General features: G+C 37.8%; 5 protein-coding genes and 1 pseudogene. 1 reads left to right on the top strand and 5 read right to left on the bottom strand.

Features of this window, described 5'->3' with window-relative positions; translation table 11 throughout:
• Window positions 1-285: 285 nt before the first annotated feature.
• The 5 genes and pseudogenes from B9P78_RS08615 to B9P78_RS09820 all read right to left on the bottom strand — a co-directional run bounded on the left by B9P78_RS08615 (window position 286) and on the right by B9P78_RS09820 (window position 6,643).
• Window positions 286-1,476, bottom strand: coding sequence for an NAD(P)/FAD-dependent oxidoreductase (locus tag B9P78_RS08615; RefSeq protein ID WP_094519045.1), 1,191 nt, complete (start codon window positions 1,474-1,476; stop codon window positions 286-288).
• Between the two features lie 348 nt (window positions 1,477-1,824).
• Window positions 1,825-2,426: pseudogene (locus B9P78_RS08620) on the bottom strand (CadD family cadmium resistance transporter).
• Between the two features lie 484 nt (window positions 2,427-2,910).
• Complete coding sequence (locus tag B9P78_RS08625; RefSeq protein WP_158520589.1) at window positions 2,911-4,197, bottom strand: McrC family protein; 1,287 nt, start codon at window positions 4,195-4,197, stop codon at window positions 2,911-2,913.
• A complete protein-coding gene (locus B9P78_RS10370; RefSeq protein ID WP_094519047.1) occupies window positions 4,184-6,424 on the bottom strand; it encodes an AAA family ATPase in 2,241 nt (746 codons plus the stop codon). Before B9P78_RS10370 ends, B9P78_RS08625 begins: the two co-directional genes overlap by 14 nt.
• A 45-nt stretch (window positions 6,425-6,469) precedes the next feature.
• Window positions 6,470-6,643, bottom strand: coding sequence for a hypothetical protein (locus B9P78_RS09820; RefSeq protein WP_158520590.1), 174 nt, complete (start codon window positions 6,641-6,643; stop codon window positions 6,470-6,472).
• A 379-nt stretch (window positions 6,644-7,022) separates the two neighbouring features.
• Here B9P78_RS09820 and B9P78_RS08645 point away from each other — a divergent pair, with 379 nt between their 5' ends.
• Window positions 7,023-7,880, top strand: a complete 858-nt coding sequence (locus B9P78_RS08645) for a recombinase zinc beta ribbon domain-containing protein (RefSeq protein ID WP_094519049.1) — start codon at window positions 7,023-7,025, stop codon at window positions 7,878-7,880.
• Window positions 7,881-8,028 lie beyond the last annotated feature (148 nt).

Genomic DNA, 8,028 nt, shown 5'->3' on the forward strand with positions numbered 1-8,028 from the left:
CCCTTCTGTATAACGCAAATAAAGTATACCGAAAAATTGCATAAAAATAACCCGAAAACTAACAACACTCTTTTTTTTGAGCGTTCAGTTTCGGGTAGAGATTCAAGTCTCAAAAAAACTTATTTTTTTATCTGTCTACTTGACAGGGGTCAGTTCATAGATGTAGAACTCTTTATCTTTGTTTTTATTTAAATATGATAATACTTTATCTGAAAATTTTTCCATAAAATATTCCTTTTTATCATCTTTTTCAATTCTGAAGCTATCTAGTAATCAACAAATCAATTAAATAGGCTTCAACATCCTCGTTAGCTCATCTAATTTTTTCGGTGGGTTAACAAGAATTTCACGGGCCTTATCCATATCAACTTTCACATTATATGTTAAAATTCCAGATGGTTTGCCTTTAAAAAGATAATATACAATATAACCTCCGGCAACTTCTTCAATAATCGCATCATCACGGTTGCGACTCATTTCACCGACACCTTCAATAGAAATATCTAAGACATTCGTATAAGAGAGTGGTGCACCATGATTATAAACTTCTTCAGCGCCCGTCATGTTTCGTCCCGCTACTTTCCCAGAATACTCCGCTTGCTCTGCATGTTCAAAACGATTACGTCCTATGATTACATCTGGATAATTCAACACATCTCCTGCTGCATAGATATGTTTGTTGGAAGTTTGCAAATACTTGTTAGCAATGACGCCATTACCCACTTCTAACCCAGCTGCTTCTGCTAATTCAACATTTGGCTTTAATCCAATTCCTAAAACAAGAATATCCGCTTTCAATACAGCGCCTTTCTCTAATGTAAGACTCACCTGATCGTCTGCTACACTGTAACTATTAGCATAAGTATTGTTTATCAAAGAAACGCCAATATCTACAAAGCGCTGTTGAAATTCTTTAGCAAGCATTCGTGGCAGTCGTTTTTCATTTAATACTTCATTAGGAAAAACAAGCGTCACACCCATATCATTCAGCTTTAGACCTGCTGCAAGTTCTGCTCCAACCCAGCCTCCTCCAACGATAATGACCTTGCTCCCAGGTTTGGCTAATTTTCGGAGGTTTCGGTAATCTTTTAAGTTTCTTAAAGCTAGGACACGCTCGCTCTCCAGCCCATCAATCCACTTTGGAGCGCCACCCAGTGAATAAAGCAATTTTTCGTATTGATAGATTTCTCCACTCTCAATCTCAATCGTTTGTTGATCGGCATTAATTTGCTTCACAGTTGTCCCAGTTAAGATATCAATCGATTCATCATCCGAAATATTATAATATATCGTTTCTTTTGGATAGTCTGGCTCTGTCCAAAATTCTTTACTTAATGGAGGACGATAGTAGGGTTTGTCAGTTTCTTGCGTGACTATCAACAATGTCCCTTTACGGTCATACTTACGAATTTCCATTGCGGCATTGGCACCAGCCATCCCGCCACCTAATATTATATATTTATATGAATATTGCATAAATCATGCCTCCCTTTTTCTCTTCCTACATATATTACCAAAATTCTTCTTAAATATTTTTGTATACGCTATATTTCTTATTCTCTCTCAAATTAGATCTATGATTGTCTCAGTTATTCAAGTGTAACCTATTAATAAAATATCAGCTTATTTATTTCCCATTTAGAGAATAAGAAAGCTGTGATCCATAATTGTTAAAAAATATACATAAAAATGAGACACAAAACGATGCTAATGATATTGCATCGTTCTGTGCCTCTTTCATATTCCGGTTGTGTTATATGTATCTAAGCTCAACCTTATATACTTTAATGGTATATTCTACTTTCCGTGAAGCTGCTTAAAATTCTATGCAATCAGTGACCAAAGATGTTGAATCGTACCATTCTCTAACAGAATAAAAATACCCAAGCCGATGAAAACGACTGGTACGATGACTTTTTCGTAACGCTCAACTACTTCACCAATCATAGGAACCGAAGCTAATCGTTTGGATAAATAACACAAGGTAAAAATCCCAATGATAAAAACAAGAATCACAACCATGACTTCCTGGAAGGACATTCCAGTAAAGTAAGGAATATAAATCCCCAAATTATCTCCGCCAAGGGCAATGGTCAGAGCAACCACACTCGCAACTTCTGACTGTCTATGCGACATCTTTTCTTCTAAGTCCTTTTCATCTACATCTTCATCGATGAAGATAGCCCGAATCCCCAGAATCAAAGGAAGTAAACCAAGTAATCCGATCACCCAATCTTGTGGAATAAAGTTCAGGAAGTACGCTGCAATGAGACTAAAGCCAACGAGCAACCCCGTTCCAATATATTGGCCAATATAAATTGATCGTTGTTTAACCGTATTCATGGTAGAGAAAAGAATCGTTAAAACAACCAAATAATCGATGGACGTAGAGATAAAACTAACATTGAAGATATAATTATTTCCATAAGCCTCCCCTTTCAATATGTTTATTAGAATTGGTGGTTTTCACACAAACACATCAACTTGGCCAAAGCAAGGGAGAATGTTTAATAAATTGCTTCATATAAAATATCCAACTTTCATATTTTTTTCACGTGACTCATATGCTTTCTAAACCAACGTTTATGAAGTCGCTTTGTTCCCTCATGAATTATACCATTAAACATACAATGTTTCAGCCACTCAGCTTGCTCATTTTGCTTGTCTTCTTGGAAAATCCGTGCATGGGTTGGAGATCTACTTCTGCGAAACTAACGTTTCTTCTCAAGTAGTGTCACTGTCTCAACATGGCCCGATAGGCTCATCTTGATGTCTTGAGTAATTTTTCACATTTATCCGTACGTGGAAACTTTTCTATCTTGTTTTTTTCGCTTTGTCCGCTTGCGGAAACATGTCCATTCAAATATAGTTATTCTTGCTGTTTGAGGAAACGTGTCAACCTTTCAGGTATTACGATACATTAACAATATCGTCAACCAACTTAGAAATACTGCCTTCTACATTTCTAAGATCAATAAACGATACACTAACCTTAACATTATCATCCGAAGCAAAGCTTATATTCGTTCTATTGATTAAATTAGAATTCGGATACACTAATACAATCCCATCAGCCTCATATTTCTTGCTATAAGCATACATTTGATACATATCTGATTGAGAAATGCCCTTATTACGCGCGCTGTCTGTTAAGAGTTTCCATTTGGTATCTAAAACAATTGTCCTCCCATCAAATTCAAGCACAATGTCAGGCCGGAGTGCGAATGCTCGACTAGGACTATCAAATAGACTATATCGATTATCTTGAGTACGTATATTAATTCCAGTGCTCAAATGCTTACGAAACCTTGCAGCAATAAAACTTTCAAATACCTTCTCCATAGGAAATAAAAGTGCTAGGGCAACTTCACTCCCTGCAAAAGCTGTAAAGCTGTTTCCTCGCAAGAAAACTCTACACCATGACAAGACTTTCTGATAATGGCTAACACTGCGGTCTGCAAAGCACCTTGATAAATCTCCTTCATAGTTTGTAGAGAATCCTACTTTATCAAAATATGTTAATAATCGAGAAGCTAGTTGTCGGTTTCGGACATCACTAGTTGCTTTTAGTAGAAAGCTTATTGTAGATTTTATTAATCGGTTCTCTGGCCTATTAATATTGAAGTCATCATAGCGGACAAAAAAACGTTCTTTATTTACGAGATTGTGTTTTAAATTCTGAGAAGCTAGCAGTTTCCCTTTATAAAACTTCTCATTTGACTCAATCGGAGTATATGCTGCTTTCAGCCCTTGCTTGGTGAGTATCGTAACCTCATCAAGAAACATCTTTATAAAAATTTCTAGTAGACTCAAGCGTTCCGTGTGCAGACTTGAAACATTGAAATCTTTAAAATTCACATCATTTAAGGTCTTTAGCATCTCAAGAAAGATTTGTTTTGTCTCGCTTACTGTAATCTCTCCATCAGCTATTTTAGGAAGTATTTCGATGACCGTTCCGTCAGACATTGTTATTAGTCCAACATAATTGCGTGCGGTTATGACCTTACCTATATTTCTGCGAACAGATAATGATAACAGTTCTACAGCCTCTGTTGCCGTATCATTAGTATTTGCAAGAATAAACGCTTCAAGTGCATCAAATGTTTTTTCTGGTAGCGTCTGATAACCCTGGACTTTTATCTCACGTGTAAAACCACTGTACTCAGTTATTGTAAAGATCTTATTACAAGAACGCATAAGCATCTATCCTCATAAAAGCCTCACTATTAATTTCATAGTAATCAGGGAAATTAACATCTGCATCTCCGAACAACTTCAAAGCATCAGTCTTCTTTATGATGAATCGGGTACTGTCATCTGGTTTTTGATTATCGCCTAGCACAAGCTGAATTTTTTCGTAATCATCATAGAAGTATTCTTGTAATAGGGGCACTATTTTGTTTTCAAAAATTTCCGCAAGAATTTCTATCGTCGGTTCATTTTTTAAAGGAAGCAGATAAGAATGTCCAATTGTGTGCTCCCTATCAAGTAGTACTGTAATTCGTTTGTTTAAGGTATCGAGCATTGACGCAATATCTATTCCATCAACAAGAACATCATTTAGTATAGTAGAGTCTGGCTGCATCTCTCTGAAACTGAAGCGTCTTCGCAACGCAGTGTCAATCATCGCGATAGAACGATCTGCACTGTTCATTGTCCCTATTATGTAGACATTATCTGGTACTCCAAAGCTTTGACCAGAATAGGGCAAGATGGCCCGAAGCTGCTCTTTTGCATTTATCCGTTTTGATGGCTCAATAAGAGTTATCAACTCTCCGAATATCTTCGAAATATTTCCTCGGTTAATCTCATCGATTATAAAAACGCGATTCGGGATCTTTACATTCTGGTTGAACAGTGTTGGTTTTAACCTTCTTAGTATTTGCAATGCATCAGAAACTGTTACTGATAACTTGTAAACTGTTGAAAGGGTCATGGTCTTCCCTGCATTAAGATCAACAATATCTTCATTGATATCTTTAACAAGCCACTTAACCTCTCGTAGCCTTTTGTAATGTTGATATTCATCGTGCCATTCCGGTTCACCCGTAACCACACCAATAGCATCTATTGTCTTACTCGAATAACAAGACATTATAATATCACCAATTTGCATTCTATTATAAAAGGCGTTTAGAACAGTACTGCCACCATCTTTACTATAATCAGTCGCATCTGTAATAGATTCACCATAGTTATCCCAACCAATACGAATGTGACCGTTCGCTAAGCACTCCGTTCGAGTAGGATTATCACCAGTGCCCTCTAATGAAACCTTCCATACAGTTGGACTCTTACCAATTCCTAAATCTACATTTTTCCCGCTTCCAATGGGTGTACCTGCCTTATCACAAAAAGATTTAAAAACTCCATCATGTACTTCATATTCGATCTCCGGAGTCGATTCAGTGTTTTCCTCTGAAAAAACTACTGGACGTATCCCTTCAATAAATTCTTCGTAGCTAAAAGATTGATGAAATGTGGTAAAGGCAATTAATCCGTCATCTTTGTATTTTAAGTAGCGGCTAAACACCGCAGCATAGTCCTCATTTCTAATCTCAGATATTAATTTCTCTTCTACGATGGCAACAGCATGTTGAATGGAACTATACGTTTTCCCAGTTCCAGGCGTTCCATATAGAATTAAATTTTTAGCTGCGTTGTTATGGATCGTTTTTCCATGGTCTGTACTTTGTTTATCAGGCGGTTCCGGACCAGGATCAGGTTGAGGATTAGTGCTTCGTTCATCCCAAGCAGTATGCGATACTTCTTGAAAAGAGACTCCAGGAGATTGCAAGTCAATTTCTCTTCTCAAATCAGATAGGAACTTTACATATTCATCTCCGCTACAAACGAATCCGGGCACAGTGATACCATATTGTGATGCTACATAAGACTTCGAATTTTTATCAAGAGGCATAAAAAGATTGGGTCTAATCCAAAATAGACCTGTTGTGATATAAGCTAAACCATTGCCACTAACTGCAATGGCTTTTTCAAAAGCGGCTTTAAATTCTGGTGAAAACTGATTAGTTTCAGCAGATTTCATCGCATGATTAAATAAATCCCATATTTCATCAACTCCGGCAAAGAAGGACTTCCTATTATCAAGAATAGGTATTCCCTTAAACTCAGTTGGTGCTGGAACCATAACGTCAAATGTTTTTGCAAGAACCTTAGCTAATACCGTTCGGTTAACATCAGTCGTACCTCGATTCATCACTCCCATCACAGAAAAAGGATCAATTTGATACTGTCTAGGTTCCCACCAATCTTCTCTCTCAAAATGAAGATATTTCATCAACGGCTGTTCTGATGCAACCTTCTTCATTAAATCGAAAAGCTCTCCTCGCTTATCGTTATATTCAAGTAGTCTATTTGCTAATGCCTCATAAAAGTCCACCCATTGATATGCATTGTCCATCTTGTCATCCCTCCCCAATAATTGTTGTATCTCTAAAAAACAAGATTAAATGTTTGCCACAAATTCATTCATTGCTTTTGTAAAGTCGCCCATGCGTTCTTCTTCATTAAAAAATGGCATCCCAATAATTCTATATTCATTGCCAAAAGCGTAACTATCATCAGCCTCTGCGAGATCATTGATTTGCGACAAAAAGTTTTCTTTCCAAGTTTCTTTCAATAGAAGATGCGACCCCTTAGGTTCAACATACACTTGATTTGAGATAAAGCTCTGGTTCTTATGCTTACGAATAAACAATAAGAAATCAGGTTCAAAACGCTCTCCATCAGTAAAGCTGTAAATCGCTAAATCTGGTACGCGCTCATTCCGCACCACAAAAAATTCTAAATCTTTCGCCTCAAGTTTTGGGGCGATTTCTGCTTTGAAATATCTTAGATAACGTTTCTCCTCACTGGTTCCATAGTTATCATTAAAGGCATACCAATTTTCTTTCCTTAAATTGTCAAATTAAGTGTAACACAGTTTTATAAAAGATTTCATAAGGTGTTTTCCAATTCAAACATTTTTTGGGACGTGTATTTAATTTCGTTGCCCAACCTTGTATCTCTTCATCAGTTGCATCTGTCAAATTCTCCGGAATAAAAAATACATCGGAGATGCACTTCTTCAGAAGACCTACACCGTTGACTTTCTTACAAAGAAACGAGTCAAGAACAACGGCCTTGTCCCCCAGCACTACGTGGAAAATAGCCATGAGGCCATCATCCCACGTGAAATTTTCATGCAGGTCCAGGAGGAACTGATTAGAAGGCGCATTGTCCACACCAGTCCAAGTGGTAAAAAGAGAACCTACAGCAGCAACCACTGCTTCTCACAAATGATTATTTGCGGCACCTGCGGCGAAGTTTTCCGAAGAGTCCACTGGAACAATCGCGGCAAGAAGTCCATCGTTTGGCGCTGCGTCAGTCGACTTGAAAACACTGGGCTGTTCTGCGACGCTCGGACTGTTCATGAGGGTGGCATTGAGCAGATTCTTATAAAAGCCATTAATGAAGCCTTAGGCAAGAAGGACTCCTTCCTATCCATTCTAGATAACAACATTGCTACAGTGATAAGCCAGGATAACAATCAAGCTCTAGCCGATATCGAGAAGCGGTTAGAAGAACTTCAGGTAGAACTTCTTAAACTGGCCAGCACCAAATCCGATTACGAGGATGTTGCGGATGAAATTTATACCTTGAGAGAGGAGAAGCAAAAAGTCCAGGTGAACAGTGCTAGCAAGGATGAAATCAAGAAGCGGATCGCGGAGATGAGCGCCTTCCTTAATCAGCAGCCCACCTCCATTACCGAATACGATGAGGCGCTGGTAAGGAGGCTGATTGAAAAGGTCACTATCCACGAGGGCAAGTTCACTGTAGAATTTAAGTCTGGGCTGACAGTTGATATAGAAGAATAAAAACAGCGAGGCAATCTACAGTGAATCTCTACCCGAAAACTGAACACTCAAAAAAAGAGTGTTGTTAGTTTTCGGGTTATTTTTATGCAATTTTTCGGTATACTTTATTTGCGTTATACAGAAGGGAGTGGGCATTTTGAGTAAAAAG

This window comes from Aerococcus sp. 1KP-2016 (assembly GCF_002252085.1).
In the GTDB taxonomy this organism is placed as follows: domain Bacteria; phylum Bacillota; class Bacilli; order Lactobacillales; family Aerococcaceae; genus Aerococcus.

Bases quoted from the DNA above. Each gene is read 5' to 3' on its own strand.
- B9P78_RS08625 (WP_158520589.1), bottom strand. From the start codon at position 4,197: ATGCGTTCTTGTAATAAGATCTTTACAATAACTGAGTACAGTGGTTTT.
- B9P78_RS08615 (WP_094519045.1), bottom strand. From the start codon at position 1,476: ATGCAATATTCATATAAATATATAATATTAGGTGGCGGGATGGCTGGT.
- B9P78_RS10370 (WP_094519047.1), bottom strand. From the start codon at position 6,424: ATGGACAATGCATATCAATGGGTGGACTTTTATGAGGCATTAGCAAAT.